Genomic DNA, 27,000 nt, shown 5'->3' on the forward strand with positions numbered 1-27,000 from the left:
CGCCCCGCCATCGCCCTCCCGATTTGCCGGACCGCCCCGTACCGTCGCACCACCAAACCGCTCCGACGGAGGACGGCACCATGTCTCAGCCCGCGCAGCCAAGCAAGGACCTGATCGTTCGTGGAGGGCACGTCGTCGACGGAACGGGGGCGCCGGGCTTCCGGGGCGACGTGCGGGTACGCGGGGGCCGCATCGCCGAGGTCGGCCCGGACCTCGTGCCCGACGGGGAGACCGAGATCGACGCCGGCGGCGCCGTGGTCGCCCCCGGGTTCATCGACACGCACGCGCACACCGACCCCCAGGTCTTCTGGGACCCCGGCCTCGACCCCGACCCGCTGCACGGGGTGACGACCATGCTCGTCGGCAACTGCAGTCTGTCGCTCTACCCGGTCACCGACGCCAGCCGCGCCGGCATCGCCGATCTGTTCTCGTACATCGAGGACGTCCCCCGCCACCTCTTCGACGACAACGTGCCGTGGACCTGGCACGACTTCGCCGGATACCGCGACACCGTCAACGCCGTCGGCACCGGCATCAACCTGGCCGCGCTCGTCGGCCACAGCCCGCTGCGCCTGACCGTGATGGGCGACGACGCGTGGAGCCGCGCCGCCACCGCGGACGAGAACGCGCGCATGGCCGCGCTGCTGGACGAGGCCATGCGGGCCGGTGCCTGGGGTCTGTCGTCGTCGTTCCTCGACGTCGACCAGCACGGCCGCCCGGTGCCGTCGCGGGCCGCCGACAACGACGAGTTCGACGCGCTCTTCGACGTGCTGGCCCGGTCCGGCCGCGGCGTCGTCGAACTCGTCCCCGAGCTCCTCGGCGCGAACCCGGCGGAGCGCCTCGAAGACCTCGCGCGGCGCTGCGGCGCCCGCGGCATACCGCTGACCTGGACCGGTTTCCTGTACTCCGACACCAATCCCGCGAGCACGCAGCGCTGGATCGACCTCGCCCGCGAACTACGCGCCGAAGGCATCGGCTTCTACCCGCAACTCTCCCCGCGCACCGTCGACTTCCGCATCAACTGGGACTCGTCGATGATGTTCATGTCGATGCCGCAGGGCTGGCACAAGGTCATCGCGGCCTCCGGCGAGGCGAAGGCCGGGCTGCTGCGGGATCCGGCGTGGCGGGCCGCGGCGCGCGAGGAATGGGACCGCACCGAGAAGGCGATGTTCCCGCACCGCAGGCTGGAGACCGTGCGGTTCGTCGAGGTGGTCGGCAAGGAGAACGAGCCGTGGCTCGGCCGTACCCTCGCGGAGCTGGTCGCCGAGCGCGGCGGCCATCCGTCCGACGTGTTCGCCGACTTCGTCGCCGCCAACGACTGCCGTCCGGGGGTCGTGGCGGTGGGCGTCTCGAACGCCGATGTGGACGGTGTCGCGCGGACGCTCGCCGACCCGGCGGTGCTGGTGAGTTCGTCCGATGCGGGCGCGCACATGCAGATGCTGTGCGCGTCGGGCGACACCACGTTGCTGCTGACGCGGCATGTCCGCGACCGGGGCGACATGACCCTCGAACACGCCGTCCACGAACTCACCGGGCGGCAGGCCGAGGTCTTCGGGTTCGCCGACCGCGGTGTCGTCGCGCCGGGCGCGATCGCCGACCTCGCCGTCTTCGCCCTCGACGAACTCCACTACGAAAAGGACGAGTTCGTGCACGACCTGCCCGCGGGCGGCGCCCGGCTGCGCCGCCCCGAAGGCGGCTACCGCGCGACCGTCGTGGACGGCGTCTGCGTGCAGACCGGCGGCACGCCCACCGGCCACCTGCCCGGCCGTGTCCTGGACGGTTCGGGCCCGGCCGGCACGCGCCGCGCGTAACGCTGCTAGCCGAACGAAACCGGCCCGCCCTCGGTCGCCGAACCGGGGGCGGGCAAGGCCCGCCCCGTGGGGCCGAGCGTCCGCCCGCTGGACTTGTACGGCCGCAGCACCACCACCCGGTCGGCGATCCGCAGGTCCGGCAGCCGGTCGGCGAGCAGGTTCTCGAGCCGGTGGACGTCGTCGACCGCGTGAAGCCACACCGAGATGTGCAGGTTGTGCGGGCCGGTGGTGGCCATGCACATGCGTATCTCCGGCAGCGTGGACAGTGTCTGTGCGGTCGCGACGACCTTGGCCGGGGCGACCGCGGCCCGGAACGTCGCGCAGATCGGCCAGCCGGTGTACGCCTGTGCCACGTCGCAGCGGAAGACCAGCCGGCCGGACCCGAGGAGCCGGTCCAACCGCCGCCGCGCGGTGTGGACGCCGATGCCGAGCGCGGCCGCGACGTCCGCGCCGCCCGCGCGTCCGTCGGCGACGAGCACGGCCCTGATCCGCGTGTCGAGGTCGTCGCCCGCCGGGCTGCCGTGGCTGCCGGACGCGGCGGGCGGCGGCGCGATCTGCTTGAGCCGGGCGACCTGACCGGGCGTCAGCCCGCGCATGCGCCACCGTGAGGCCTCCAGGAAGATCCGCGTGGCCAGGTGGATCTCCACCGCCCGCACGCCCGCGATGCGCTCGATCCGGTCGAGGCAGTTCGCCGTGAGGTCGCCCAGGTCGACCGCGCCCACGATGGCGGTGAGGCTGTGCGCGCCGGTGGTGCGTTCCAGGGTGAACACGTGCGGGTCGGCCGCGATGGCCGCCGCGACGGCGTCGAGGTCCCGCGGGGCGACGGCGATGTCGACCAGGGCGGCGGTGCCGTACGCGTCCGGTGCCGGGTACGCCGTCACCCACGCCACTCCCTCCGCGGACAGCCGCTTCCAGCGCCGCGCCACGGTGACCGGGTCCAACGCGAGCACCTCGCCGACCGCCGCCCAGCTCGCCCGCGGGCTGACCTGCAGCGCCTCGATCAAGGCCCGGTCGGCGTCGTCGAGCGGGTGCACTTCCTGCGTGGCAGACGGCATCGCTGCTCCTTTCCTGCGCAGAGGATCCGAATCGTAGGACAACGTTCGTGTTCCGGCCATGTTCGTGCGACGCGGGTCGCTCCCCGGGGTCCGGGGCGGCGCGACCGCATCCGCCATCGGCCGAGCCGTCGCGCTCTTCGCCTCACGGAGTTCACATGACCGGGACAACCTCTTCGCCGCTGCCCCCGGAACCGGGCAGACCCCCGGCGTCCGCGCCCGTCCGCCGCGCGACGTCCGCGGGCGTCATCCTCGCGTCGGTCATGGGCGTCGAACTCGTCAGCGGTTCGCTGCAGAGCTTCCTGACCCCGCTGTTCGGCACCCTCGCGAAGACCCTCGACGTCACCGCCGCGCAGCTCAACTGGGTCAGCATCGCGAACCTGCTGGCCAGCGCCGTTTTCGCGCCGATCCTGTCGCGCATGGGCGACCTGTACGGCCACCGACGCATCCTGCGTGTGAACCTCGCGATCATCCTCGTGGGCTCCCTGCTCGTCGCCCTCGCGCGCAGCTTCGAGGTGCTGCTCGCCGGACAGGTCCTGCAGGGGTCGCTCTCCGGCCTGTTCCCGCTGCTCGTGGGCATCCTGCGCAACCACGGCGGCGAGGCGGAGAACCGCCGGGGCATCAGCCTGATGGTCGCCGCGATCGGCGTCGGCAGCGGCCTGGGGCTCGTGGGCAGCGGCCTGGTCGCCGAGTACGCGGACAACCCCACCTCGGCGCTGTGGGTGCCCGTCGCCACGGTCGCGGTCGCGGTGCTGATCGCCCAGTTCGCGCTGCCGGAGACCACCGACCGGCCGGGCGGCCGGATCGACTGGGCGGGCGGCCTGTTCATCGGCACCGGCCTGGTCGGCGTCCTGCTGGCACTGAGCCAGGGCGAGGCGTGGGGCTGGACGGCGGGCAGCACGCTCGGCTACGGCCTCGGCGGCCTCGTCCTGCTGGCGGCGTTCGTGGCGGTCGAGCTGAAGCACCCCGAGCCGATGGTGAACGTCCGCATGTTCACCCGCATCCCGGTGCTGGTCGTCTCGGTGGTGGCGCTGCTGTTCTCGTTCGTGTTCTTCAGCCTGACCGTGCCCGGCGCCATCTTCAGCAGCCTGCCCGACGACATGGTCGGCTACGGCCTGGGCCTCGGCGCCCTCGCCATCAGCTTCGCGGCTCTGCCCGCGGTCGGCGGCATGGCCCTCGGCGCGATCGCCGCCCCGTCGGTCGCCAAGGTGGTCGGCGACCGGGGCATGCTCGTGGCCGGCTCGGTGCTGATGGCCGTCGGCTACGGCCTCACCGCACTGGCGCACGACAGCCTCGTCCCCTACCTGCTGTTCGGCGCGGTATCCGGCTTCGGCATCGGCCTGCTCCAGCAGGGCACCCGCACCATCGCCGTCGAGGCCGTCGCCGAGGACGAGACCGCGGTCGGCTCGGGCATCAACGAGCTGATGATCACGGTCGGCGGTTCGGTCGGCTCCGCCGTCGTCGGCGCGATCATGACCGCCAACACGGCCGACGGGGCGCTGTTCCCGAAGGAAGCCGGATTCACCAACTCGTGGTGGCTCGCCGCCGCGGTGTCCGTCCTGGCCGGCGTCGTCGCCTGCCTCTACCGGCCGCGCCCGGCGCTCCCCGTCGACCTGCCCGCGCCGGGACACCGAGCCGCCTCACCTGCCGCACCCGCACATGCCGCCGATGCGGCCGACGACTCGAAGGGCCTTCTGCTGTGAGCACGACCTCCGACCCGCGCGACATCACCCGCCGCCGCCTCGAATCCCGCCGCGAGGACGTCCTCGCGCTCAGCCACAGCCTGCACGCCGAACCCGAACTCGCCTTCGAGGAGCACAAGTCGGCGAAGAAGATCGCCGACCTGCTGGAAGGCGCCGGGTTCGACGTGGCCCGCGGGATATGCGACCTCCCGACCGCTTTCAGCGGCACGTTCGGCTCCGGTGAGCTGGTCGTCGGCATCACCGCCGAGTACGACGCCCTGCCGGGCATCGGCCACGCCTGCGGCCACAACGTGAACGGTGCCGCCGCCGTCGCCGCGGCCCTCGCCCTGGCCCCGGTCGCCGACGACCTCGGCATCACCGTCAAACTGCTCGGCACCCCGGCCGAGGAGTACGGCGGCGGCAAGGTCTACATGCTCGAACGCGGCGCGTTCGACGACGTCGCCGCCGCGATGATGGTGCACGCCGCGCCCATCGACGGCCTCGGCTTCACGTCCCACGCCATCAGCAGCTGGAAGGTCGCCTACACCGGCCGCACCGCGCACGCCGCCGCCATGCCGCACAGAGGCATCAACGCCGCCGACGCGATGACGGTCGCCCAGGTCGCCATCGGCGCGTACCGGCAGCAGATGATCCCCGGCGGCATCGTGCACGGCGTCGTCACCCACGGCGGCGAAGCCCCCAACGTCATCCCCGGCCGCGTCACCGCCGACTACGACTGCCGCGCGGAAACCGCCGACGACCTGCACGAGCTCAAGGCCCGCATCCGCGCCTGCTTCGAAGCGGGCGCCCTGGCCACCGGCGCCGACCTCGAACTCACCGACGTCGGGCGGGACTACGCCGACCTCCGCCAGGACGCCGAGTTCGGCGACGCGTACCGCCGCGCCGCCGAGGCACTCGGCCGCAGCTTCGACCATGTCCCCAGCGGCATGCGCGGAGGCTCGACGGACATGGGCAACGTCTCCCACGTCCTGCCGACCATCCACCCGAGCATCGGCTACGACTGCGGCGAAACCATCATGCACAACCCGGAGTTCACCCGCTACGGCACCACCCCGGGCGCCGACAAGGCCGTCCTCGACGGCGGCCTCGCGATGGCCTGGACCGCCATCGAACTCGCCACGGCGGACACGACCCGCGAACGGCTGCTGACCGGCGTCGCGGGACGCTGACCGGCTCGGGGGTGACGCGGCGGCGTCACCCCCGAGGCGGGGCTCGGGGGCAGGGTCTCTCGTGTGCGCGGCCAAGCCGGACCGACGCTACAAACCCTGCCCTCGAAGCCACGTCAGTGCCGTGTCCGCGACCTCGCGCCAACCGCTGTCGATGGTCAGCGAGTGGCCCTTGTCGGGGAAATCGACGATGTCGGTGACAGCTTCGGAGTGGCGGTACTGCTTGAGGGTGGCGCGGGTGACCGACTGGGGGACGGTGTGGTCCTTGCCACCGCTCATCAGCAGGAGGGGACCGCGGTTGGCGTTGCCGGTGGCGACCTTGGCGGGCGAGTGCGGGTTGAAGTTGGCCGCGGCGGCTTCGAACAGGGGTTTGCCGGGGGCGGGGATCGTCCAGCGTTCGAACAGTGCGTCGGACTCTTCCGGGGACACCGCGTTGCCGAACGCGAAGCGGAACTGGTCGGCGGTGAGCGACACCGCGCGGTGCCGGTTCGCCGGGTTCTTGAACACCGGCAGCGTGGCCCGCAGCGCGGACAACGGCACGGGCAGCACGCCCTTGATCTGCGCGGCGTCGATGGCGACCGCGGCGGCGCCCAGGTCCTGCCCGAGGAGCTTCTGCGCGATCATGCCGCCGAAGGAATGCCCGATCAGGATCGGCGGCGCGTCCAGCCCCCGGATGATCCCGGCGAAGTGCTCCACGACGTCGTCGATGCCGTGGTCGGCGATGCTGTCCGGGTTCGCACGGGCCTCGGCGACCGTCGCCGGATCGCCGGGCCAGCCCGGCGCCGACGGCGCGTACCCCTCACGCTCGAACAGCCCGATCCACGGCTCCCACGACGACGCGTGCAACCACAGGCCGTGAATGAACAGGACGGGCTTGGGACTCGTCATGGCCGCCTTCTCCGATCTCGGGGGGCAGGGGCGCCGGGTGGCGCGTCAAGGTTGCCCGGATTCCCTTGGACCGAACATCCGGGACCCGGCGAGATCGGCGCGGCTCCGCGCCGTCCGCCCCCCACCGCCGCCGGGAACTACGCTCTGTCCCTGTGACCGGCACCGCTCCTCCCCCGCCCGATTCCTCCGACCGCCGCCCTACGGGTGACAGCCTGCGGAAGCTGCTCGACGCAGGCGGTGTGGCGTATGCCCCCGGCCTGGACCCGGCCGAGTTGCGCGCGGCCGAGGAGTCCTACGGCTTCACCTTCGCCCCCGAACACCGCCTGCTCCTCACCGCCGCGCTGCCCCTGGGCCCCGGCTGGCCGGACTGGCGCGAGGGCGGTCCCGCCGCTCTCCGCATGCAGCTCGGCCTGCCGGCCGAGGGCGTCGTCTTCGACGTCGAGAACGCCGGTTTCTGGCCCATCGCCTGGGGCGCCAAGCCGGCGCAGCGCAAACACGTCCTCAAGTCGGCCCGCTGGCACCTCGCCAAGGCACCGCGTCTGGTGCCGGTCCACGGCAACTGCTACCTGCCCGGCGTCGCGGACACCTGGGATCAGCCGGTGCTCGCCGTGCGGCGCAGCGCGGTCGAGGTGCGCGGCACGTCTTTGGCGGACTATCTGGCACGGGAGTTCGGGACGGCGGCGGCCACCGGCTCGGTCGAAGCCGCGCACGTCGCGTTCTGGAGCGACCTGGTCGACGGCTGACCTGTCCACTACCGCGGCGGCGGGCCGGTCAGGGATGCGGTGCCGCTGATGTTCGAGGACGGTCCGGCGGACAGGTTGACGTCCGCGCCGTCGGGTCGTCCCGTAACCTCCACCGGCGCGCCCGCCTGGCAAGGGCGGTGCAAGCGGTAGGCGAAGGTCCGCACGCTCGCCTGCGGGGCGTGACGACGCGGCAGTTCGAGCAGTGCCAGCGCCAGCAGCGGGCCGTGCACGAGGAGTCCGGGGTACCCCTCGACCTCGGTGGCGTATGGGTGGTCGTAGTGGATGCGGTGGGCGTTCGCGGTGAGGGCGCTGAACCGGAACAGGGTCACGGGATCGGTGGGGAGAGTGAACCGCCACAGGACGTTTGTCGGCCCTTCGGCATCCTCCGGCTCCGGAGCGGACGAAGCACGCGCCGCAGTCGGATCGCGGTACACCAAGTCGTGCTGCTCGACGACGCGTTCGACGCCGTCGACGAGATACGTGTGCCGTACCGCGACCAGCAGCAACGCCCCCGAACGACCGTCCCTCACCCGCACATCGGCAACCGTCGACCGGCGCGTCACCGTCTCCCCGATCCGGATCGGCGCGACGAACTCCGCCACGCCGCCGCCGAACATCCGCCGGCGTTCCGGCAGCGGCGGCAGCAGGTAGCCGTCCCGCGGATGGCCGTCGTCGCCGAGTTCCGCGCGGGTCGGGCGGTCGAGCAGGTAGACGGAGTGCCACAGCGGCGGCAGCACGTCGTCCGGCGGGTCGGTGCCGAGCAGAGCGGCGAGATCACGCGCGGGGCCGGCAGTGATGGTCTCGGTGACTTCGATCGGGTCCGGACGCCACGTCGCCGCGATGTCGGCGAACAAGTCCGCGTAGCCGCTGCCGGTGTCGGCTTGCCTGCGGGTCATCGGTCTTCCCCCGCCCCCGGCGCCGGATTGCGGGCGATGAGCTGCTTGGCGATGACCCCGCGCTGGATCTCGTTGGTTCCTTCCCCGACGATCATCAACGGCGCGTCGCGGAAGTAGCGTTCGACGTCGAATTCGGTGGAGTAGCCGTGCCCGCCGTGCACGCGCAGAGCGTTGGTGGCGACCTCCAGGCACACCTCCGAGGCGAAGAGCTTCGCCATCCCGGCTTCCATGTCGGCCCGTCGCCCCGCGTCGATCGACGCCGCCGCATCCAACGTGAGCAGCCGCGCAGCCCGCAGCTTGGTCGCGGAGTCGGCGAGCAGATTCCCCACCGACTGATGCTGCCAAATCGGCTGCCCGAAGCTGTGCCGTTCCTGGGCATAGCGCACCGCGTCGTCCAACGCGGCTTGCGCAACACCCACCGCCCGCGAGGCGACCTGCACCCGTCCGATCTCCAGCCCGCGCATCATCTGCGCGAACCCGCGCCCCGCCACCCCGCCCAAGACCGCATCGGCCGGCACCCGCACGTCCTCGAACAGCAGTTCGCAGCTCTCCACGCCCTTGTACCCGAGCTTGGGCAGGTCCCGCGAGACCTCGTAGCCGGAGCCCGCGTCCACAAGCAGCACCGAGAAGCCCTTGCCCTCCGCGGGCCGCGTCCGGCACAGCAACGCGATGACCCCCGCGCGCCGCGCCGACGTGATCCACGTCTTGCTCCCGGAGATCCGCCACACATCGCCATCGAGCACCGCGGTCGTACGCATCGCCTGCAGGTCCGACCCGCCGCCCGGCTCGGTCAGCGCCATCGCCGCCCGGATCTCCCCGGTGGCCAGCCGCGGGAGGTAGGTGTCTCGCTGCGTCGCCGTACCGAACGTCTTGACGAGATACGTGACCACCGAGTGGCTGCCCATCGCCCCCGCGAGCGACATCCACCCCCGCGCCAGCTCGGCCGTCACCAGCGAGAAGCACGCCGTGGACACGTCCACACCCCCGTACACCTCCGGAGCGAGCAGCCCGAACACACCCAGGCGCTTCATCTGCTCGATGAGGTCCTCCGGGTAGGCGTTCGCGTGTTCGAGATCCCGGGCAACCGGCCGGACCTGCCGGTCCACGAAGTCCGCAACCACCTCGACAACAGCACGTTCGTCGTCGTCGAGACGCGCAGACAACGGGATACGTTCCTGGGCCACACCTACTCCTCGCACCGTGAGCGGCCGACAACCGGCCCCTGCATCCCACTGGTGCCCGCGCAAATACGGAAGAGTCACGCGCGAGGACCATCACCCCTCGCCATCGCGTTCATGCCCCGTCCCCGTCCCCGTGCACGTCAAAGTCCCCGTCCCACGGAACGACGGTCATCTCCCGGTCGTCGTTCCAGTCATGGCCGAAGAACCGCATGCCCTCCCCGCCGTCGGCCATCGCCATGAGCCAGTCGCCATGAGCCAGTCGCCGTAGCCCATGGCGGTGAGCCAGGCCCTTCGCTGCCCTGTGCGCCCGCGGCCGCGAACTTCGGGAGTCCGCCGCCCTCCTCCGCCGCCGCCTCATGGCCATGGTCGTCCGCGGCGTAACCCACATGGCGTAACTCTTGGGGTGACAGTCGGGTCCACCTGCAGGTGTAGCGAAGCACCTACAGCGTCTTCCCGCCCCGATGCGCCGGGCCAAACACCGTATACGGACGCCGTATTGGGCCTCTCGGCCGTCACCCGACTGTCCGATTGCGCTCCCCGGCGGGGTTCCCAAAGGTGGGACATGTCCCCCCCACCTGAAGGAGTGGAACGGCAATGGGCATTCAGCACACGAAGACGGACAGCGCCGCTCTGGCGATCGAGGTCGAAAGCCTCGTCGACAGCCCGGAACCCGACGGCATCTACCACGACACCCGCGAATGCGCCGGCGCGCTGCTGGCGCTGGGGCTGCTCCTCATCGCTCCGCCGACGCCGCGTCCGAAGAAGCCGTCCCGCAGCTGAGGAGTAACCCGCGTTGGCCGGTAACGCAGACGCTCTGCGCTCCGTGATCGCCGATGCGGCCTCCGGGGTCGCCCTCGCCCTTCGGGGCGGGGGCGGCCCCGATGCCGTGTCCGGCATCCTGCATCCCGACAACCCCTTCGCGCCGGCGGCCGTACGCGTCCTCGGCGCGGACGTGCTGGCGCCCTACGCGCTGGGCCACCCGCCGCCGACGGCGGAGGCCGGCGATGCGCAGTCGGTGCGCATGGCGCTGGCCGCCTACCCGCCTGGTGCGGACGCGTCCGAAGTGTCCGTGTGGAGTTACGGCGGACTGGCCGAGGCCGCGCGCCGCTTCCTCCCCGCCGACGGCGCGCTGCCGCCGGTCCCCGACGCCGACATGGCGTGGACCGGCACCGACCCGTGGCAGCGCCTCGCGCACCGGGTGTCGCAACTTGCCGCGCTCGCCGTTCCGGGCCTGGCCGACGGTCTCGCGGCCAACCTCGCGCCGCGTGTCGACGACCTGTCCCGCGGCTTCGTGCGCGCGGTGCGGCGCCGCGACTGGCTGCAGGCCGCGGGCGTCGGGCGGTGGCTGGCCCGGCTGCCGGACGTCCCGGAGACCCTCGGGTTGGACACCGGGCTGGTGTTCGTCGGCCGCCTCGGCGCCGCGGACCCGCGCGTCGACCTGCATGTGGCGGCGGCGCAGCGGTTCTTCGGGCGGGGCCGGTGACGGCGGGCGCCCCGGAGGACTCGGACGGCGCGGACCTGGTCGATCGGGTGGCCGATGGTGCGCTCGGGTGGCTGGACGCGCGGCGCGACCGGTTCCGGTTGCCCGCCGACATCGCCGAGCCGGGTGTCGACGTCGATCGGACGTTGAAGCCGCTGGGGGAACTGGCGGAGCTGGCGGGGTTGATCGCGTCCGTACACCCGCGCCCGGAGCTGCGGGCGCGGGCCGAAGGCCTGTTCGCTTTCGCATGGGCGCAGACCGTGGACGGCGGGGTGTTCGCCGAACTGCTGCGCGCGGAGCCGCATGCCACCTATCCGGTGGAGATCTACGGCGTGTTCGCCCGGGCGGGGCTGCGCCACCCGGATACCGATGCGCTGGTGGACGCCCTCACCCGGCCGCTGAGCTGGCGGGTACCGCGTTCGGACCCGACCCGCTCGCTGGGTGTACTGAATGCCGAGGACCGCACCCGCGGGGGTGCGTCCGAAGCCTGGCAGGACGACTTCGCCGCCGACTACGCCCGCACGTGGCTCGGGCTGCTGCCGGAGCCTTGGGCGCTGGACCGGCGCGCCGCGTACGGCCTCACGCACGACGTCTTCCACGTCACCGACTGGGGGCGCCACCGCGACCGCCTGCCTGCGGAGGCCGCCGGCTACCTGCGGCTGTGGCTGCCCACGTGGCTCGACTGCTGGCTCGACGAGCGGTCGTGGGACTTGGCGGGGGAACTGCTCGCGGTCGCCGCATGTGTGGACGTCCTGGACGCGGCCGGTTCCGTCGACATCGCGGCGGCTTGGCGGCGGCTCGCCGCGGCGCAGGACGCGGACGGCGGGCTCCCGGAGACCGGCGCGGAGCCGCGTCCCGCCGACCCGGCCGCGGACTTCCTTGCTTGCTACCACTCCACGCTGGTCGCGGCGTTCGCCGCGACGCTGGCCCGAACCGCGCCGGTACCGGCGCTCGTCGCGACGGAGGCGGCACGGTGACCACGACGACGATGGCATCCCCTGCCCTGCTGCACCAGGTGGGCGAACGCGCGCTGGACTGGCTCGACGCGCACCGCGAGTACTTCCGGCTCCGCGAGGACGAGCAGACCACGCCGGTCGACCTGGTCGACCGGCTCAAGCCGATCGGCGAGCTGGCCGTCAACATGCGCGTGCTGTTCCGCGAAGGGGTGGCCGGGTCGCGGCAGCGCGCCCGCGGCGGCGCGCTCCTCGACTTCGCGTGGCGCGAGCTGCTCGACGGCGGCAACGTGCTCGCCCGGCTGCAGGACGACGAGCTGTTCTCGCCGATCCCGCTGGAGATCTACGCGCCGTTCCACGAAGAGGGCTACCGGCACCCCGGTCTGGAGGCGTCCATCGCCGCGTCGCAGCGGACCCGCACCTGGGCGGCGCTGGAGATGCAGCCCGCCCGTCGGCTGGCCGTGCTCGGCGCGGAAGCCCGGATCGGGCTCGAACCCAGCGGCGACTTCGACGAGGCGCTCGGCCGGACGTGGCTGGGACGGCTTCCGGAGCCGTGGACGGTGCAGCTGCACATCGGGTACGACATCACGCACACGGTCTTCCACATCACCAACTGGGGCGAGGGCCGGGACCGGATGCCGCCACGGCTTGCCGAGTACCTCACCTTGTACCTGCCGGCGTGGCTCGAGGACTGGGCCGATCTGCGGCACTGGGACCTGCTCGGCGAGCTGCTGGTCGTCGACACCTGCCTGCCGCGGCCGGTGCTGGACGCCTCGGTGTGGGAGCGGTACGCGGCCGCACAGGACGCGTCCGGGGCGATGCCCGTGCGGGGCGGGATGCCGGAGGGCGATGCGGACGACGTGTTCGACCAGGTACACCACCCCACGCTGGTGGCCGCGTTCGCGTCCGCGATGGCCACGTCGCGGGCGATGGACGCCTGATGACGAGCACCGCACCCGCACCGACCGCCGCCCCGGCCCCGGCCCGTCCGAGCGAACTCGACGAGCGCCTCGCCGCTATGCTGCGCGCGGTCGACGCCCCCGATGTCGTGGTCGCCGTCTCGGTGCGCGGCCGGCGAACGGTGGTGTCCGGCGGGAGCGCGCCGGAGCCGACGGTGCCCCGGACCGGCCAGCGCTACGAACTCGGTTCGCTGACCAAGACGTTCACCTGCCTGCTGGCGTGCGAGATGGCGGCGCGCGGGGTGATCCGGCTCGACGACCCGGTCGCCGACTACCTGCCGGCGGGGAATCGACGGGCGCCCGGGATGAGCCTGCGGCACCTGGTGACCCACACGTCCGGGCTGCCGCGGATTCCGCGCGATCTGGTGCTCGGCGCGCTGACGCGGCCGCACCACAACCCGTACACCGGATACGGCGACGCACGACTGCTGCGGACGTTCGCCGGGGCCCGGCTCCGGAGCGCACCGGGCCGACGCTGGCACTATTCCAACTTCGGTATCGCGCTGTTGGGACGGGCGCTCGCCGAGGCGGCCGGGAAGCCCTATGACGCACTACTGGACGAACGGGTGCTGCGGCCGCTCGGGCTCACGGACACCGCGGCGGACCTGGGACGCGCGGACGTACCCGGGGACGCCGTGGGACGAGCCGGGGACGGCACCACCGTCGTCCCGTCCACCGGGATGGGGGCGTTCGCGCCGGCCGGGGCGGTCCGGGCCACGCCCGGTGATCTGCTCACGTACGCCGAGGCGCATCTGGCGCCGGACGCGACTCCGCTGGCCGAGGCCTTGCGCAGCGCGTGTGCGTTGCAGCTGGAGCACGGGTGGCCGCGGCGCAGCGGTCAGACGCTCGGGTGGATCCGGCATCCGGCGGAGCAGGGTCCGCTGCTGTTCCACCCGGGGGCGACGTTCGGACAGCAGGCCTACGCCGGGTTCCATCCGCCGACCGGCACGGCCCTGGTCGCGCTGGCGACCCGGCGGGGACGGTCCTGCCGTGTGGTGCAGGCGGCGTATGAACTGCTGTACGCGTTGGCGGAGTCCGGGGAGCCGGTCGCGCGGTCGCGCTGACCTGCCGGTCTCGCGTTGCCCGGGCCGGCGGACGGCTGCCCCTCCCCCACGACCCCGCCGAAGACATCCAAGACGTACTGCCCGCAGGGGGGCGTTGGGTGGGGTAAAGGCCTCAGGGGGCCGGCGTCTCGGCGGTGACGAGGGCCAGCAGGCCCGGGAAGCACGTCTCGATATCGGTGCGGCGGAGGGCGGCCATCCGGCTGTTGCCGCGGTCGACCTGTCGGATGAGTCCTGCCTCGCGCAGCGTGCGGAAGTGATGCGTGACGGTGGCCTTGGAGACGGGGAGTGCGAAGGAAGCGCAGGTCCGAGCTGTGCCGTCGGGTGCGGAGGCCAGCTCACGTACGACCCTGCGGCGCAAAGGGTCGGCCAAGGCCGCGAGAACCGCACTCAGCGTCATTTCGCCTGCGGACGGGTGGCCTTCGCTGTCCGGCATGCGTACACCTCCATGTAGGTACGAGTTGCATCGTACCTCTAGGTGCGTCTAGCGTCGCACAGGTACGAATTTGGTCGTACCTAAACGAGGAGGGTGCATGCCCCATCCACTCACGCTCGTCGGTCTCGCCCGCCCCAAGCCCGAGCGCGCCGCCGAACTCAAGGAACTACTGCTGTCGTTCGTCGCCCCGACCCGCGCCGAGGAGGGCTGCCTGGAGTACCACTTCCACGAAGACCGCGCCGAGCCGGGCGTCTTCGTGTTCTACGAAGCCTGGCGCTCCCAAGCCGACCTCGACGCCCACTTGGCACTGCCGCACATGCGGGCGTTCTGGGAACGGCGCATGGAGTACCTCGCGTCGGACCTGGAGATCCGCTTCCTGGAGATGCACAGCCCATACCCACGGACGATCGAGGCGTGAGCGGGTGGCGCGAAAAGGGGACGCGGCCACGGCAGGCACGGACCCCTTCGCGCTCCCGCCCCGAGGGCCTCCCGGGCCAGAGGGACAGGTTCAAGGCCGTTCGGAGTCAGACGGGATGCAGGCGGCCGAACAAGTACGCGTCGAAGCGTCGGCGCCCGCATACAGCCGGCAATCGCAGCGCCGGAACGCTGCGGACCCGGTGCGTTCGGGGTCGGGGAGGCTGTCTCACCTGCCTGGGTCTTGGGGCAGGTTGAGATCGCGGCTGCGTGTCGATCGCGGGTGTGGGGTCGGATCCGGTGTGCGCGGCGTCGCTGTTCGTCCTGTGCCAGGGGACGGCGCGGTGCGGGAGGGCGCGGGCCGGGGGAAGGGCGTGTGCCACCGCGGCGGCAAGGCTCGTGGCACGTGCAGCGTTCAGGCTCGCGGGGGTGACCCGCTCGTCGACGAGTGCCTTTTGGGCGATGGCGGCGTCCAGCACCGCGCGTGCGGTTGCTTCGAGCCAGGCGGCCCGGTGGCCAGTGCGAATGCCGAGCCGGTAGGCCTCCTCGTACACGGCGCGGGCGGACGACGACCCCTGGGCGTGGGCGCGCAGCCGGCTGATCGCCGCCCCCACGGCCGGGTCGCGCACGGATACGAGTTCTGCTAGTTCGTCACTGGCGTGACGGTTCATCGACATGTCTGAGTTGCGGTGCCACGGGTTGTGTCTGCGGCCGAGTCGATGATGGTCGTCGGCCAGATAGACCATCGTCTTCTTCTCCATCAAGCGGTGGCTCAGCCATGTCGGGTTGAGGTGCCGCGCGTCGCGGCCGCCGCGGAGCCTTCCCTCCCGCACTCCGAGCGCGAAGCCTTCCCGGAGCGCGGCGGGGCCGGTTCGGGTTTCCATCCGCGGCGCCTCCGGCCGCAGAGCGGCGGCACCCGGGTCGGCGACCCGGAGGATCAGGGCACCCACCGCCAGCCAGTCCCCCTTGTCCCGGATCTCTTGGCGGCTGGCAGCGGCCCCGCCGGCCCACGACGGCGTGGCGGTCTTCGGCGGCTGTTTGGCGGCGTCGGGCCTCTTTTCATACACGGAAGGTCCAGCTGTGACCGACGGGAATTTCGGGCGTCGTCGGCCGGAACCCCTGTTCTCGCCGGACATGCCGTGTGTCGGCAGTCTCGGTCATGGGCTGAGGGCGAGGTCGAGGCCGCCGTCGCCTGCTCGGGTCGCGGCGGCCCTGCCGCCGCGGAATCCCTTGTGGTAGCGCAGTTCGGGGTCCGGGCGGCTGTCGGTCCGGCGCGGGGTGGAGCGGCCCGGGGAGGGGCCGAGGTCTTGCGGCATCCGCGAGACGGGGCGCAGGCCGGCGGTGGTGGTCGGCCTCGTGGCCTGGGCTTCTCGGGCGCGGCCTGGGGTGTCGTGTGCGGTCTCCTCGGTGTGGCCGATACGCCAGTAGCCCTGGAAGGCCACGGAACGCCGGTCCACGCCGCGTTCGCCGACGAGGTGCCGGCGTAGCGCGCGCACGCCGGAGGCTTCTCCGGCGAGCCACGCGTAGGTAGGCGAAGGCAGATCCGCGCCCTGGACGGCTTCGAGGATCCGGTGGCTGTCGGCACCGGGCAGCCAGGTCAGGTTCACGCCGCGCGGTGCCGCCAGGTGCTGGATATCGGCGGCCGTGGGGACGGACACGAAGGCGTGGCCGCGCGCGTCGGCCGGCAGCGACTCGATGACGGCGCCGACGGCGGGGAGCGCCGCCTGGTCGCCCACGAGCAGAAGGTGGCTGCCGAGGGAGGGGGCGAAGCCGTAGCCGCCGTTGCGGGCGATGGTCGGCCCCAGGAGGTCCAGTTCATCGCCGGGGCCTGCGTTGCGTGCCCATCGTGAGGCCGGGCCGCCGGGGTCGTGCAGCGCGAAGTCGATGTCGATCGTCGGCGGATCCGGACGGTGGGCCCGGACGGTGTAGGTCCGCTGGTACGGGCGTAGTTCCTCGGGGATCGCCTCCAGCGCCTCGCGCCAGGTGGCCGCGCCAGGGGCGATGCGAGGTGCCGGCCCGGGACCGCGTGGCACGAACAGCTTGACGCGCTGGTCCGGCCCGCCGACGACGAAGTGGGCCAGGTCGGCGGATGCGAACGTGATCCGGGTGGCGTTCGGGGAGAGCGGTCGGTTTGCGGCGACGGTGACGTGGAACGGGCGGTACGCCTGGGCCCGTTGAACGCGTTCGGCGGCGATGAAAGCCTCCACGACCTCATGATCAATTCAGGTTAGGCTGGCCTAACGTAACACGAGGTGGCGCGAGGCCGCCCCTCCGTGGCCGGCCGAAACCAGGCCACCAGGAGCCGGCCCGGACACGAGACGGAGCCCGCATCCTTGCGCGGGAACGATCCCGCGCCGATACTCGCCCCTACCGGGCGGCCGGTCCGCGGCCGGACCGGGACCGCAACCGCACAGCGCGAGGAGCAGGACTGATGAGCACGGCCGAGCCCTGGGACGTGATCGTGGCGGGCGCCGGACTGGCCGGGCTCGTCGCCGCGCGCGAACTGGCCGCGCAGGGGCTGTCCGTCGCGGTGTTCGAGGCGCGTGAGCGGGTCGGCGGCCGTACGTGGTCGTGCGCCTTCCCGGGGACGGAGACGACCGTCGACCTGGGCGCCGAGTGGGTCGCGCCCGGGCACCACGCCGCGCTCGTGGCCGAGTACGAGCGGTACGGGATCGAGCTGCTGCCGGACGGCGAAGCGGGACTCCCCCGGACGTGGCTGCTGGACGGCGAGACGCTGTCCGGGGACCTGCCGCTCGACGACGCCGAACGCGCCGCCTTCGAGGCGTTCATCGGCGACCTGGTGGCGGAGGCGGAAGTCCTCACCGGCCAACCCGCCTTCACGTCGTCGCCCGGGATCGAGGTCCCGTTCGCGGACCGGCTCGCGGAGCTGCCGCCGCGGGTCGCCGCGGTGCTGTCGTCGCTCGCCACGTCGGTGATGGGTGCGCTGCCGTCGGACGTCTCCGTGGTCGGGATGCTCGACGACATGGCCGAGATCGGCGCGAAGCCGGAACCAGGCGAGGACGGCGAGAACGGCTTCGCGAGATCGTCGCAGCGGCGGGTCGAGGGCGGGGTCGGGCAGCTTGCGGACCGCATCGCCGCGACGTTCGAAGCCCGGCTGTTCCTGGGGGCGCCGATCGCCGCGGTCGCTCAGGACGCCGACGGCGTCGAGGTGACGCTGGCCGAGGGGACGGCGCACCGGGCGCGCGGACTGGTGTCCGCGGTCCCGGTCAACACGCTCGCGGACATCGCCTTCCGCCCGGAACTCCCCGCGGACATCGCGCTGCTGGCTGCGGAGAAGCACTCCGGGCAGGCGGTGAAGGCCATCGCGCGGGTCGCCGGGATGCCTGGGGACGCGGCGCTGAGCATGTGGCCGCCCGCGCTGACCGGCGCGATCGGCATCGGCACCGCGGTGGCGGGCTGGGACGACGCCCTGGTCATCTGCTTCGGCCTGCCGGAAACCCTCGACCCGACGGACCCGGACGCTCTCACCGCGCAGTTGCGCCGGGTTTTCCCGGAGGCCCGGGTCGTCGAGGTGGCCTGCCACGACTGGAACGCCGACCCGTATGCCCGCGGCGCGTGGTTCGCGCCGAAGCCCGGCCAGTGGGCGCTGCTCGCGGCGTTCCTGCAGCCCCACGGGCGGGTGGTCTTCGCCGGCAGCGACATCAGTCCGACGTCGCTGGGCTACATGGACGGCGCGGTAGTGTCGGGGCGTGCGGCGGCGGAGCGGATCCGCGAGGTGCTCGGCGCCTGACCGGAGGCTTGGCCGCTAGCCGGCGTCGCGGCGCCTGACGGGGGGTTCCCGCTAGCCGACTTGGCGGCGCAGCCGGTAGAGGACGTGGCGGCGCAGCGGGTGGCCTTCGGGGATGCGGGGGTGGTCGAAGTCGTCGTGCGGGTCGTGGGTCATGCCGAGGCGCTCCATGACCGCGCGGGAGCGCAGGTTCCGCACGGCGGTGAACGAGACGATCTCGGACAGGCCGACGTCGTCGAAGCCGAAGGCGGCCGCCGCGGTGGCCGCCTCGGTCGCGTAGCCGTGGCCCCACGCGGACCGGGCGAGGCGCCAGCCGATCTCGACCGCGGGCATGAACGGCGCGTCGACTACGGGCCGCGCGAGCCCGGTGAACCCGATGAACTCCCCCGTGGCGCGCACCTCCACCGCCCACAACCCCCAGCCGTCGCGTTCGATCGCCGCACGGCAGCGCCCGGCCATGGCGTCACTGGCTGCCCGGTCCAGTGGGGCGACGAAGTGCTCCATCACCGCGGGGTCGGCGTTCAGGCGCGCGAACGGCTCGGCGTCGGAGGGCTGCCACTGGCGGAGGAGGAGGCGGTCGGTGGAGAGGCTTCTGGGCTGGTCACCGGGCATGCGGTCCTCCTCGGCGGGGTGCGACGGGTGACCGGGCAAGGATAGTCAGGCGGCAGGCGGGCGGCGGCCGAGAAGGGGGCGGCGGCCGGAGGGTGACGGCCTGGCCCGGTCCGAAGCCCTCCGGCGGGGCCGCGAGGCCGCGAGGCCGCGAGGCCGCGAGGCCGCGAGGCCGCGAGGCCGCGAGGCCGCGAGGCCGCGAGGCCGCGAGACGATCGTTCTTAGGTTCGGTGGGCCGGAAGTGGTCCACGGGTCAGCCGGTCGACGAGTCCGGCCCGCTGCCTCTCACGCCGACGTGAACTCCAAAGGGTTCTCGAACAGTTCCGTGAAGGCCAGTTCGGCGGCGCCGTGGAGGGGGGCGTCGTCGGCGAGGAGGGCGGTGCGCAGGCGGAGGTGTTCGCGGTGTGTGGGGAGGGTCGTGCGGTTGATGCGGCTGCGGACCTGGGCGGCGGCTGCGGGGTACACCAGGCGGAGGGTGCCGCCGAAGACCACGATTCTGGGGTTGAGGATGTTCACCAGGTTGGCGACGCCGATGCCGAGCCAGTCGCCGACGCTGCGGAGGCCTTCCTCGGCGTCCTTGTCGCCGCGGGCGGCGGCGTCGACGGCGCGGTGGACGGCGTCGCGGCCGCGGGTGCCGGGGTGTCCGGCGCGGGTGAGGAGCGTCGGTTCGCCGATCTCGGTTTCCCAGCAGCCGGTGGAGCCGCACCAGCAGCGGCGGCCGTGCGGGTTGACGACCATGTGGCCGAGTTCCGCGGCGAAGCCGTCGGCGCCGGTCAGCGGGCGGCCGCGGGCGATGATGCCGCCGCTGATGCCGCCGTCGCCGTGCAGGTAGACCGCGTCGTCGTGGCCGGCGGCGGCGCCGCGGGTGTGTTCGCCAAGGGCGCCGAGGTTGCCGGTGGTGCCGACCCGGACGGTGCGGCCGGCGGCGTCGGCGAGCAGCGCGCCGTAGCGTTCGGTGCCGGACCGGGCGTGTGCCGGGCCGTCGTCGCGGGCGATCGCGGCGGGGACCGCGGCGGCGGCGCCGACGCAGAGCGCCTGCGGTTCCGCGGAGGCGGTGAGGTGGGCGGCGAAGTCGGCCAGCCGTTCGACGCCTTCGTCGAGGCCGAAGGTGCCGCCGGGGCGTTCCACTTCGCGGCGGTCGAGGACGACGCCGCCGAGGCCGACGCGGGCGGCGACGAGGCGGTCCGCGCCGACCGCGAACGCCAGCGCGTAGACGCTTTGCGAGCGGGCCCGGACGACGAGCGAGGGGCGGCCGCGTCCGGCGGTGTCGCGCGGGAGTTCCTCCAGGACGAGGCCGGCTTCGGTGAGGTCCGCGGTGAGCGCGCCGATGGTGCTGCGGTTGAGGCCCATGCCGGCGGTGAGCTGGGCCCGGGAGACCGGGCCGAGGAGGTGGACGCGGCGCAGCAGCGCGCCGAGGTTCTGGCGGCGGATGTCCTCTTGCGTCGGTGCTGCGCGCATGCGGTTGCGGTCCTGTCCTTCCTGCCGTGATCCCCCGCCGTCGGCCGTCGCCGCTGCCCGGCGCCGGCTACCGCAGGCCCACGGCTTCGGCCCGCTTCCGGGACAGCGCGTCCACCCCGGCCGCGAGCAGCAGCACCGAGCCGGTGACAACATACTTGACGCCCGCGCTGTACCCCATGAGTCCCATCCCGTTGTCGATGACGGCGACGACGGCGCCGCCGACGACCGCGTCGAGGACCCGGCCTTTGCCGCCGAAGAGGCTGGTGCCGCCGATGACCGCGGCGCCCACCGCGTACAGCAGGACGTTGCTGCCGCCGGTGTTCGGGTCGACGGAGTTGGCGCGGGAGGCGGCGATGATCCCGCCGATGGCGGCGAGGGTCGAGCAGATGACGAAGGCGGATATCCGGACGCGGTCGACGTCGATGCCCGCGCGCCGGGCGGCTTCGCGGTTGCCGCCGACCGCGTAGAGGCTGAGGCCGAAGGCGGTGCGCCGCAGCAGGAACGTGCCGGCGGCCAGCAGCACGACGATGACGGGTACGACGATGGGGACGCCGCGCAGGGAGACTTGGGCGGCGTTGTGGCTGCGTTCCAGGTTGAGCGCGTAGACGCCGACGCCCGCGGCGACCGCCAGAGCGCCCACCCGCATGGCGGTGACGGTGCGCGGCGGCGCGGCGAGGCCGCGTCGGGTGCGGCCGAGGTCGCGGGCGAACTGGGCGGCACCCCAGGCGCCGACGGCGAGGGCGGCGAGGACGATGCCGAGCCACGGCGGCATGCTGTTGTTGGCGACGGCGAGGATCGTCTTGTCGCGGACCGGGACGTTCTTGCCGTTCTCGACGATCATCAGCAGGACGCCTTGGAAGGCGAGGAACCCGCCGAGCGTGACGACGAACGACGGGATGCCGAGTTTGGCCACCAGCACGCCGATGGCCATGCCGATGACCGCTCCGGTGAGGAGCGCCGCCGCGGTGGCCAGGTACCAGGGCGCGCCGTGGCTGTCCATGAGCACCGCGGCGACGGCGGCGCACACGCCGCTGGCGAAGCCGGCGGACAGGTCGATCTCGCCGAGGACGAGGACGAAGGTCAGGCCCATGGCGATGACCGTGACGGCGGCGCCCTGGGTGAACAGGTTGGCGAAGTTGCCCGCGGAGAGGAACCGGGGGCGCATCACCGAGAAGACGGTGACCAGGATGACCAGGCCGAGCAGGGCGGGCAGGACGCCCATGTCGCCGCCCCGAAGCTTGGCGAGGTAGCCGCGGAGGTAGTCGGCGGTCGGTGACGGGGGCGGCGACGCGGCCGGCGGGTCCGCGGCGTCGCGGGGCAGCGCTCCGGTGGTCATGCCGGGTCTCCGTTCTCGTCGCGGGTCAGGGTCCCGCCGCGCCCGGTGGTGATGAGTTGCACGACTTGGGAGTGCGTCACGTCGGACGTGCTGACCTCGGCCGTCATGCGGCCGAGGTACAGCACGGCGATGCGATCGGCGACCGCGAACACGTCGTTCATGTTGTGCGAGATCAGCAGGACGGCGAGCCCGTTGTCGGCCAAGCGCCGCACCAGGTCCAGGACTTGGGCGGTCTGGGCGACGCCGAGCGCGGCGGTGGGCTCGTCCAGCACCACCACTTTGCTGTTCCACAGCACGGCTTTGGCGATGGCGACGGTCTGCCGCTGGCCGCCGGACAGCCCGGACACCCGCTGCCGGACGGACGCGACGGTGCGCACCGACAGGCTCTCCAGGGTCCGGGCCGCCATCTCCTCCATCGTGGGTTCGTCGAGGACGAGCCCGCGGGTGCGTTCGCGCCCGAGGAACATGTTCTGGACGATGTCGAGGTTGTCGCACAGCGCGAGGTCCTGGTAGACGATCTCGACGCCGAGCGCTCCGGCGGCGCGCGGGCTGTCCACCTTCACCGGCTGCCCCTCGAAGAGGTAAGCGCCGGAATCCGTCGGGTAGATGCCCGCGATGCACTTGACCAGCGTGGACTTGCCGGCGCCGTTGTCGCCCACCAGCGCGGTGACTTCGCCCGCGCGGACGGTCAGGTCGACGTCGCGCAGCACGTGGACGGGTCCGAAGCTCTTGTTGATGCCCCGGAGTTGCAGGATCGGTGCGGGTTTCCCGGGGTGTCCGGGCTCCTCACGGCGGTGCGGTTGCGGTGTCGGCACGACGGTCGGCCCTCCTCGCGCGGTCCGTGCATCTTCGCGGGTGCGAGCGTCAGTTGACACCGACTTCCGCGCACGTGGCGGCCAAATCGCCCGCGCACACGTCCTGTTTGGTGGCGAAGCCGTCCTTGACGACGTCGTTGACGTTCGCCTTGAAGATCGACTGCGGTTCCAGGAGGACGGAGGGCACGTCGCGGTTGCCTTCCGGGTCGTGCACGGTGCCGGGCGCGGTGGGCTTCTCGCCCTTGGCGAGTCCGATCGCGAGCCGGGAGACGGCGTCGGCCTCCTGCTTGATCGGCTTGTAGACGGTCATGCACTGGTCGCCGGCCAGCACGTTGCGCAGGCCTTCGGTGGTGGCGTCCTGTCCGGTGACCGGGACTTTGCCGTTGAGCTTCTGCTTCTTCAGTGCGGCGATGGCCGCATTGGCGAGGCCGTCGTTGGCGGCCACCACGCCGGCGATGTCGGGCTTCTGCACGAGCATCTGCTCGAAGATGGTGCCGGCTGTGGGGTTGTCCCAGCCGGGGACCGCCTCGTCGGGGCCCTTGACGTACTCCCCCGCGTCGAACTTCGGCTTGAGCACGCCGTCGTAGCCCTGTTTGAGGAGCGTCGCGTTGTTGTCCGTCGGGGAGCCGTTGAGGTACGAGATCACCGGCTTGGTGGCCTTGGCGTCGGTGAGGCATTTGACGACGCCTTGGCCGAGGAGGGTGCCGACCTTCACGTTGTCGAAGCTGACGTAGTACTGCGCGTTGCCGCCGAGGGTCAGGCGGTCGTAGTCGATGGTCGCCACGCCCTGCGCTTTGGCCTTGTCCAGCACGGCCTTTCCGGTGCCGCTGTCCAGGTTGACGATGATGAGGACGTTGACGCCGTTGGTGATCATCTGGTCGGCGATGGTCTGGAACTGCGCCTTGTCGTCCTGGGCGTTCTGGATGTCGTAGTCGACGCCGGCGGCCTTGAAGGCCTCGCTCAGGTACTTGCGGTCGGCGGTCTCCCACCGCGCCGAGGACTTGCTGTCCGGGAGGATCACGCCGACCTTGGGCTTGTCGCCGCCGTCGTCGGAGCAGGCGGCGACACCGAATGCCGCGACGAGGCCGAGGGGCAGTGCCAGGGCGAGGGTTCTCGTACGCATGGTGCAACTTCCCTTCTGGGCGGGCCAGTCCGAGTATGTTGCTGGCGACAACGTAATAGCTCGCCGGGATCTGCACCAGAGTTGCGATGCGTTGGGTTATTAAGTTGTGGGAGGCAGCAACCGGTCGCGCGGCCGACGCGGACCGGCGGTAGGTTACGGAGGTTCATCGGCAGGGTTCCGGGTCCGGCCAGGGCCCGCGCGCATCGGGGTTCGGGGTAGGGCAATGGGTATACGGGACGCGGCTCGCGGGGCGGGGCGTCAGGCGGTCTCCGGGCTGGCGGCGGCGAAGCGGGCGACGTTGGGGAGCGGAACCGACGACGGGTGGGTGCGCAAAACCCTGGATGCGCAGCCGCGTCCGGGGCTGCCGGTCGCCGAGCCGTGGGAGCTGTCGTTCGGCACGATCGTGGCAAGCCACCCCCGGGCGCCCGGCGCCGCCGCCAAGCTGCTCGGCGGGCTCGACGGGTTCGGCAGGATCGCGATCGGCCCGGACACGGTCGGCTTCGACGATGCGGACGTGTCGTGGGACAAGGTCGTCGAGGTACGCGTGCACAGCGCCGCCGACCTGCTGCCGGACGCCATGATCGACCACGAAGTCGACCGCATCCGCGGCCTGTTCCCGCCGATCCCGGGCCGCAAGCGGCTGGTGGCGATGGCTGCCGAGGGCCTGCTGACCCTGGTGCTGGCGGCGAGCGAGCAGGCCGACCGGCAGGACCGGCTGCTCCCCTGCGAGATCGTGGCCAAGGGCGCACTCGGGCGCACCAAAACCCTCACCGGCGGCTTGTTCGCCGCGGCGGTGATGACGAACCTGCCGGAGGTCGGCGAAAGCCTCGTCGCCACGGCGGCGGCACACGGCATCCCCGTCACCCAGGCCGCCTCGCCGCGCGCCGGCGCCAAGACCGAACGCGGCAAGGCGTTGCGTGCCGGATCGGCTTCCCTGGCCGCCAAGTTGGCCGCGGTGCGCGGGAGCCTGGACGAGCCTGCGGACGGCGACGACAGCGGCGATGCGGCCCTGCCGGGGCCGCGCGGGGAGGCGGCGGACCTGCCGGCGGACCCGCCCGGCAGTCTCGCCGAGTCCGAGGACAAGGGCCTCTAGGGCGTGTCTGGTGGATATTCGCGCCCCTCACGTCGTCTGGTGCCGTGCATCGCAAGGCGCAGGCCCGCAGCTCGTACTCGGTCGTACTCGCAAGGGCCTGCAACGCCGCGAGGTGCGGTGCCAGGCGGCGTGAGGGGTGTGAAGATCCACCAGACGCGCCCTAGCCGCCGGACGCGTTATGCGTGGTAGGCCGCCGCCGCGGCCGTGGTGACCAGTTCCGGGAAGGTGCCGGGGAAGTCCGGGAGGATGCGGGCGGCGATCACCCACGCTTCCGGGTCGGTGCCCAGGGTGGTGTCGGCCCGGGCGGTGAGGTGGTCGCGGGCTTCTGCTGCCCCGTCGGGGAAGTAGGGGGCGAACGCGTCGATCGCCTGCAGGAGGCGCTGGGCGGGGAAGGCCAGATCGGCGAACTCGCCCAGGGTGATCGTCTTGTGCGTCAACTCCCGCACATACCAGGGAGCATCGGGGTCGCCACGGTCGGGTCGGCGGAACGGCTCCGGTGGCGGGAGCGGGTGGTGGCGCAGCGCCGCTTGGGCGTGGGCGCCGGAGCGGCGGGCCAGGGCCGGGGCGGCGTCGGGGTCGGCGGTGCAGACGCCGAGGCTGAAGGCGGCCGGGGCGTCGGGGTTGAGGGCGAGGATGCGGGCGGCGGCTTTGGGGAGCGGGTCGCGGGCGTGTTCGTCGATCAGGACCGGCCAGAAGGACGCCGGGAACGGCCGGTAGGCCTGGCGCGGGGTGCGGCGGATTGCGGCTGCCAGCGCGAGCGGCGCTTCGTGTTCGGCGAGCGCCGCGCGGAGGCGGCGGTAGCCGAGCGGGCTTCGCAGGGCCGCTTGGGCGATGTCCGCGCATTCCCCCGTCAGCAGCCGCGACACGCGTGGGTCGAGGAGCGCGGTGCGGCCGCGGCACTGCCACAGGCTGAGCAGGCCGCGCAGGATGCCGGCGGTGCCGAGGCGTTCCTGGTGGAGGCGCAGGGCTTCGCGGATCAGGTCGGGGTGGTGCCCGTACACCGCCAAGGCGCACCTGAGGGCTACCGGGTCCGCGGGGTCCTCGGCCTCCGCCAGGTGGCGCATGCGCTGCCGGTCGAAGGACGCCAGCCGGACGCGGTCCGGGGCGTTGATGCGGGTCGCGAGGTGGACGCGGTGCGCGCCGGCGATGTCCGGGGCGTAGTAGAGCAGTCCGCCGTGCACGTGCGGCAGGTGCAGCGCGAGGATCTCGGCGACGGCTTCCGGGGTGCGGCGGATCCGTCCGGCCACGGGGCCGGCCAGGTCGGGCCGGTGCCGGATCACCGGGACCGCGACGTGCGGCGGCAGGCGGCGGTGTTCGATGATCCCGCTGATCGCGTACACCGGCAGGAACGCGACGACCCGGTCGACGATGCTCGGCTGTGCGCGGCCGAGCATGCCGGCGGGGGTGTGGGCCCGCCACGGCTCCTGGGTCAGGCCCTGCACTCGGGGCAGTGCGTGTTCTTGGAGCGCCAGGGGCTTGCCGGGATCTCGGGTCAGGCCCTCCTCGACCGCCCGCGCGCACAGCTCCGGGAACGTGCCGGAGTAGGTCGGGGCGTGCGTGATCAGCCACAGCCAGGCGGCGACGGCGTCGTCTTCGGAGAGTTCGGCGTCGCGCGGCGAGCCGCCGTTGCCGGGCAGCAGCTCGGCCAGCTCGTCGAGGAGCCGGTCGACGGGCGCGAGCAGTTCGCCGTCCCGCACGCTCGCGTAATGCTCGACGGTGCGCATCGCCGACCAGCCCGGCCTCGCTTCCCACAGCACGTCGCGCGGGGTCAGGATGCCCCGGCGCAGCGCGGCTTCCAGGGCGTCGGTGGCGTGGGTGCGCCGCCCCGGTGCGAGGGCGGCGACGAGCACGAGCGCGGCGTCGCGAGGGCAGTCGCGGCGCGCGACCAGCGCGGCGCATTCGGGAGCGGTGAGCGGGTGGGCGAGGTGCTTGGCGGCCAGGACGGGCCAGTCGACCCGGGGTTCGGTGGCGGGCGGTGGGGCGGCGTCGCGGGTTTCGGCCACCCGTCGGCGGACCTGCGCGGCGATCTCCGGATCCGCGCTGTGCAGCAGGAGTTCGATACCCGACGTGGTCAT

General features: G+C 72.7%; 26 protein-coding genes. 12 read left to right on the top strand and 14 right to left on the bottom strand.

Annotated features, from left to right (window positions below):
• The first annotated feature begins 80 nt into the window (after positions 1-80).
• The gene (locus ABEA93_RS23785) at positions 81-1,811 is read left to right on the top strand and encodes an N-acyl-D-amino-acid deacylase family protein (protein WP_345677748.1); all 1,731 of its coding nucleotides are present in this window, start codon (positions 81-83) and stop codon (positions 1,809-1,811) included.
• Between the two features lie 5 nt (positions 1,812-1,816).
• On the opposite strand, the gene ABEA93_RS23790 is transcribed toward ABEA93_RS23785, so the two are convergent.
• Positions 1,817-2,866 (bottom strand): Lrp/AsnC family transcriptional regulator, encoded by a 1,050-nt coding sequence (locus ABEA93_RS23790; protein ID WP_345677749.1) that lies wholly within the window; start codon positions 2,864-2,866, stop codon positions 1,817-1,819.
• A gap of 155 nt (positions 2,867-3,021) precedes the next feature.
• Here ABEA93_RS23790 and ABEA93_RS23795 point away from each other — a divergent pair, with 155 nt between their 5' ends.
• Complete coding sequence (locus ABEA93_RS23795; protein ID WP_345677750.1) at positions 3,022-4,566, top strand: MFS transporter; 1,545 nt, start codon at positions 3,022-3,024, stop codon at positions 4,564-4,566.
• Positions 4,563-5,735, top strand: a complete 1,173-nt coding sequence (locus ABEA93_RS23800; protein WP_345677751.1) for a M20 family metallopeptidase — start codon at positions 4,563-4,565, stop codon at positions 5,733-5,735. Before ABEA93_RS23795 ends, ABEA93_RS23800 begins: the two co-directional genes overlap by 4 nt.
• A gap of 87 nt (positions 5,736-5,822) precedes the next feature.
• Here the strand turns inward: ABEA93_RS23800 and ABEA93_RS23805 are convergent, their stop codons facing one another.
• Positions 5,823-6,620: an alpha/beta hydrolase gene (locus tag ABEA93_RS23805; RefSeq protein ID WP_345677752.1), complete on the bottom strand. Its 798-nt coding sequence runs from the start codon at positions 6,618-6,620 to the stop codon at positions 5,823-5,825.
• Positions 6,621-6,772: 152 nt separating this feature from the next.
• On the opposite strand from ABEA93_RS23805, the gene ABEA93_RS23810 reads away from it, so the two are divergent.
• A complete protein-coding gene (locus ABEA93_RS23810; RefSeq protein WP_345677753.1) occupies positions 6,773-7,363 on the top strand; it encodes a hypothetical protein in 591 nt (196 codons plus the stop codon).
• 8 nt (positions 7,364-7,371) lie between these two features.
• On the opposite strand, the gene ABEA93_RS23815 is transcribed toward ABEA93_RS23810, so the two are convergent.
• The 3 genes from ABEA93_RS23815 to ABEA93_RS23825 all read right to left on the bottom strand — a co-directional run bounded on the left by ABEA93_RS23815 (position 7,372) and on the right by ABEA93_RS23825 (position 9,678).
• On the bottom strand, positions 7,372-8,259 hold the full coding sequence (locus ABEA93_RS23815; protein WP_345677754.1) for an HTD2 family dehydratase: 888 nt from the start codon (positions 8,257-8,259) through the stop codon (positions 7,372-7,374).
• Positions 8,256-9,443 carry an acyl-CoA dehydrogenase family protein gene (locus ABEA93_RS23820; protein WP_345677755.1) on the bottom strand — a complete coding sequence of 396 codons (1,188 nt, stop codon included), beginning with the start codon at positions 9,441-9,443 and terminating at the stop codon, positions 8,256-8,258. The genes ABEA93_RS23815 and ABEA93_RS23820 overlap by 4 nt, the downstream gene beginning before the upstream one ends.
• A gap of 109 nt (positions 9,444-9,552) precedes the next feature.
• Complete coding sequence (locus tag ABEA93_RS23825) at positions 9,553-9,678, bottom strand: hypothetical protein (RefSeq protein WP_345677756.1); 126 nt, start codon at positions 9,676-9,678, stop codon at positions 9,553-9,555.
• 356 nt (positions 9,679-10,034) lie between these two features.
• Between ABEA93_RS23825 and ABEA93_RS23830 the strand changes: the two genes are divergently transcribed.
• The 5 genes from ABEA93_RS23830 to ABEA93_RS23850 are packed head-to-tail and all read left to right on the top strand — an operon-like array spanning position 10,035 to position 13,896.
• Positions 10,035-10,220: a hypothetical protein gene (locus ABEA93_RS23830; protein ID WP_345677757.1), complete on the top strand. Its 186-nt coding sequence runs from the start codon at positions 10,035-10,037 to the stop codon at positions 10,218-10,220.
• A gap of 13 nt (positions 10,221-10,233) precedes the next feature.
• The gene (locus tag ABEA93_RS23835; RefSeq protein WP_345677759.1) at positions 10,234-10,923 is read left to right on the top strand and encodes a serine/threonine-protein kinase; all 690 of its coding nucleotides are present in this window, start codon (positions 10,234-10,236) and stop codon (positions 10,921-10,923) included.
• Positions 10,920-11,897 carry a DUF6895 family protein gene (locus tag ABEA93_RS23840; protein WP_345677760.1) on the top strand — a complete coding sequence of 326 codons (978 nt, stop codon included), beginning with the start codon at positions 10,920-10,922 and terminating at the stop codon, positions 11,895-11,897. Before ABEA93_RS23835 ends, ABEA93_RS23840 begins: the two co-directional genes overlap by 4 nt.
• Before the next feature lie 11 nt (positions 11,898-11,908).
• The gene (locus ABEA93_RS23845; protein WP_345677833.1) at positions 11,909-12,814 is read left to right on the top strand and encodes a DUF6895 family protein; all 906 of its coding nucleotides are present in this window, start codon (positions 11,909-11,911) and stop codon (positions 12,812-12,814) included.
• Positions 12,814-13,896, top strand: coding sequence for a serine hydrolase domain-containing protein (locus ABEA93_RS23850; protein ID WP_345677761.1), 1,083 nt, complete (start codon positions 12,814-12,816; stop codon positions 13,894-13,896). Before ABEA93_RS23845 ends, ABEA93_RS23850 begins: the two co-directional genes overlap by 1 nt.
• A 112-nt stretch (positions 13,897-14,008) precedes the next feature.
• On the opposite strand, the gene ABEA93_RS23855 is transcribed toward ABEA93_RS23850, so the two are convergent.
• Positions 14,009-14,329 (bottom strand): ArsR/SmtB family transcription factor, encoded by a 321-nt coding sequence (locus ABEA93_RS23855; protein WP_345677762.1) that lies wholly within the window; start codon positions 14,327-14,329, stop codon positions 14,009-14,011.
• Positions 14,330-14,426: 97 nt separating this feature from the next.
• On the opposite strand from ABEA93_RS23855, the gene ABEA93_RS23860 reads away from it, so the two are divergent.
• Positions 14,427-14,747 carry a putative quinol monooxygenase gene (locus tag ABEA93_RS23860; RefSeq protein ID WP_345677763.1) on the top strand — a complete coding sequence of 107 codons (321 nt, stop codon included), beginning with the start codon at positions 14,427-14,429 and terminating at the stop codon, positions 14,745-14,747.
• 106 nt (positions 14,748-14,853) lie between these two features.
• Here the strand turns inward: ABEA93_RS23860 and ABEA93_RS23865 are convergent, their stop codons facing one another.
• Positions 14,854-15,810 carry a hypothetical protein gene (locus ABEA93_RS23865; protein WP_345677764.1) on the bottom strand — a complete coding sequence of 319 codons (957 nt, stop codon included), beginning with the start codon at positions 15,808-15,810 and terminating at the stop codon, positions 14,854-14,856.
• A 90-nt stretch (positions 15,811-15,900) separates the two neighbouring features.
• The gene (locus ABEA93_RS23870; protein ID WP_345677765.1) at positions 15,901-16,950 is read right to left on the bottom strand and encodes a siderophore-interacting protein; all 1,050 of its coding nucleotides are present in this window, start codon (positions 16,948-16,950) and stop codon (positions 15,901-15,903) included.
• Positions 16,951-17,174: 224 nt separating this feature from the next.
• Between ABEA93_RS23870 and ABEA93_RS23875 the strand changes: the two genes are divergently transcribed.
• On the top strand, positions 17,175-18,494 hold the full coding sequence (locus tag ABEA93_RS23875) for a flavin monoamine oxidase family protein (RefSeq protein WP_345677766.1): 1,320 nt from the start codon (positions 17,175-17,177) through the stop codon (positions 18,492-18,494).
• 51 nt (positions 18,495-18,545) lie between these two features.
• Here the strand turns inward: ABEA93_RS23875 and ABEA93_RS23880 are convergent, their stop codons facing one another.
• From ABEA93_RS23880 to ABEA93_RS23900, 5 genes are all read right to left on the bottom strand, one after another.
• Positions 18,546-19,103 (bottom strand): GNAT family N-acetyltransferase, encoded by a 558-nt coding sequence (locus ABEA93_RS23880; RefSeq protein WP_345677767.1) that lies wholly within the window; start codon positions 19,101-19,103, stop codon positions 18,546-18,548.
• Positions 19,104-19,385: 282 nt separating this feature from the next.
• Entirely contained in the window at positions 19,386-20,558 is a 1,173-nt protein-coding gene (locus ABEA93_RS23885) for an ROK family protein (RefSeq protein WP_345677768.1), read from the bottom strand.
• Positions 20,559-20,625: 67 nt separating this feature from the next.
• On the bottom strand, positions 20,626-21,894 hold the full coding sequence (locus tag ABEA93_RS23890; RefSeq protein WP_345677769.1) for a sugar ABC transporter permease: 1,269 nt from the start codon (positions 21,892-21,894) through the stop codon (positions 20,626-20,628).
• Positions 21,891-22,709, bottom strand: coding sequence for an ATP-binding cassette domain-containing protein (locus ABEA93_RS23895; protein WP_345677770.1), 819 nt, complete (start codon positions 22,707-22,709; stop codon positions 21,891-21,893). Before ABEA93_RS23895 ends, ABEA93_RS23890 begins: the two co-directional genes overlap by 4 nt.
• Positions 22,710-22,758: 49 nt before the next feature.
• The gene (locus ABEA93_RS23900; RefSeq protein ID WP_345677771.1) at positions 22,759-23,832 is read right to left on the bottom strand and encodes a sugar ABC transporter substrate-binding protein; all 1,074 of its coding nucleotides are present in this window, start codon (positions 23,830-23,832) and stop codon (positions 22,759-22,761) included.
• Positions 23,833-24,055: 223 nt separating this feature from the next.
• Between ABEA93_RS23900 and ABEA93_RS23905 the strand changes: the two genes are divergently transcribed.
• Entirely contained in the window at positions 24,056-24,925 is an 870-nt protein-coding gene (locus ABEA93_RS23905; RefSeq protein WP_345677772.1) for a hypothetical protein, read from the top strand.
• A gap of 176 nt (positions 24,926-25,101) precedes the next feature.
• On the opposite strand, the gene ABEA93_RS23910 is transcribed toward ABEA93_RS23905, so the two are convergent.
• Positions 25,102-27,000, bottom strand: a complete 1,899-nt coding sequence (locus ABEA93_RS23910) for a hypothetical protein (RefSeq protein ID WP_345677773.1) — start codon at positions 26,998-27,000, stop codon at positions 25,102-25,104.

Source organism: Yinghuangia aomiensis (assembly GCF_039542225.1).
GTDB lineage: Bacteria > Actinomycetota > Actinomycetes > Streptomycetales > Streptomycetaceae > Yinghuangia > Yinghuangia aomiensis.

Bases quoted from the DNA above. Each gene is read 5' to 3' on its own strand.
- ABEA93_RS23785 (WP_345677748.1), top strand. From the start codon at position 81: ATGTCTCAGCCCGCGCAGCCAAGCAAGGACCTGATCGTTCGTGGAGGG.
- ABEA93_RS23790 (WP_345677749.1), bottom strand. From the start codon at position 2,866: ATGCCGTCTGCCACGCAGGAAGTGCACCCGCTCGACGACGCCGACCGG.
- ABEA93_RS23795 (WP_345677750.1), top strand. From the start codon at position 3,022: ATGACCGGGACAACCTCTTCGCCGCTGCCCCCGGAACCGGGCAGACCC.
- ABEA93_RS23805 (WP_345677752.1), bottom strand. From the start codon at position 6,620: ATGACGAGTCCCAAGCCCGTCCTGTTCATTCACGGCCTGTGGTTGCAC.
- ABEA93_RS23815 (WP_345677754.1), bottom strand. From the start codon at position 8,259: ATGACCCGCAGGCAAGCCGACACCGGCAGCGGCTACGCGGACTTGTTC.
- ABEA93_RS23825 (WP_345677756.1), bottom strand. From the start codon at position 9,678: ATGGCGATGGCCGACGGCGGGGAGGGCATGCGGTTCTTCGGCCATGAC.
- ABEA93_RS23830 (WP_345677757.1), top strand. From the start codon at position 10,035: ATGGGCATTCAGCACACGAAGACGGACAGCGCCGCTCTGGCGATCGAG.
- ABEA93_RS23845 (WP_345677833.1), top strand. From the start codon at position 11,909: ATGGCATCCCCTGCCCTGCTGCACCAGGTGGGCGAACGCGCGCTGGAC.
- ABEA93_RS23850 (WP_345677761.1), top strand. From the start codon at position 12,814: ATGACGAGCACCGCACCCGCACCGACCGCCGCCCCGGCCCCGGCCCGT.
- ABEA93_RS23855 (WP_345677762.1), bottom strand. From the start codon at position 14,329: ATGCCGGACAGCGAAGGCCACCCGTCCGCAGGCGAAATGACGCTGAGT.
- ABEA93_RS23860 (WP_345677763.1), top strand. From the start codon at position 14,427: ATGCCCCATCCACTCACGCTCGTCGGTCTCGCCCGCCCCAAGCCCGAG.
- ABEA93_RS23875 (WP_345677766.1), top strand. From the start codon at position 17,175: ATGAGCACGGCCGAGCCCTGGGACGTGATCGTGGCGGGCGCCGGACTG.
- ABEA93_RS23880 (WP_345677767.1), bottom strand. From the start codon at position 19,103: ATGCCCGGTGACCAGCCCAGAAGCCTCTCCACCGACCGCCTCCTCCTC.
- ABEA93_RS23885 (WP_345677768.1), bottom strand. From the start codon at position 20,558: ATGCGCGCAGCACCGACGCAAGAGGACATCCGCCGCCAGAACCTCGGC.
- ABEA93_RS23890 (WP_345677769.1), bottom strand. From the start codon at position 21,894: ATGACCACCGGAGCGCTGCCCCGCGACGCCGCGGACCCGCCGGCCGCG.
- ABEA93_RS23900 (WP_345677771.1), bottom strand. From the start codon at position 23,832: ATGCGTACGAGAACCCTCGCCCTGGCACTGCCCCTCGGCCTCGTCGCG.
- ABEA93_RS23905 (WP_345677772.1), top strand. From the start codon at position 24,056: ATGGGTATACGGGACGCGGCTCGCGGGGCGGGGCGTCAGGCGGTCTCC.
- ABEA93_RS23910 (WP_345677773.1), bottom strand. From the start codon at position 27,000: ATGACCACGTCGGGTATCGAACTCCTGCTGCACAGCGCGGATCCGGAG.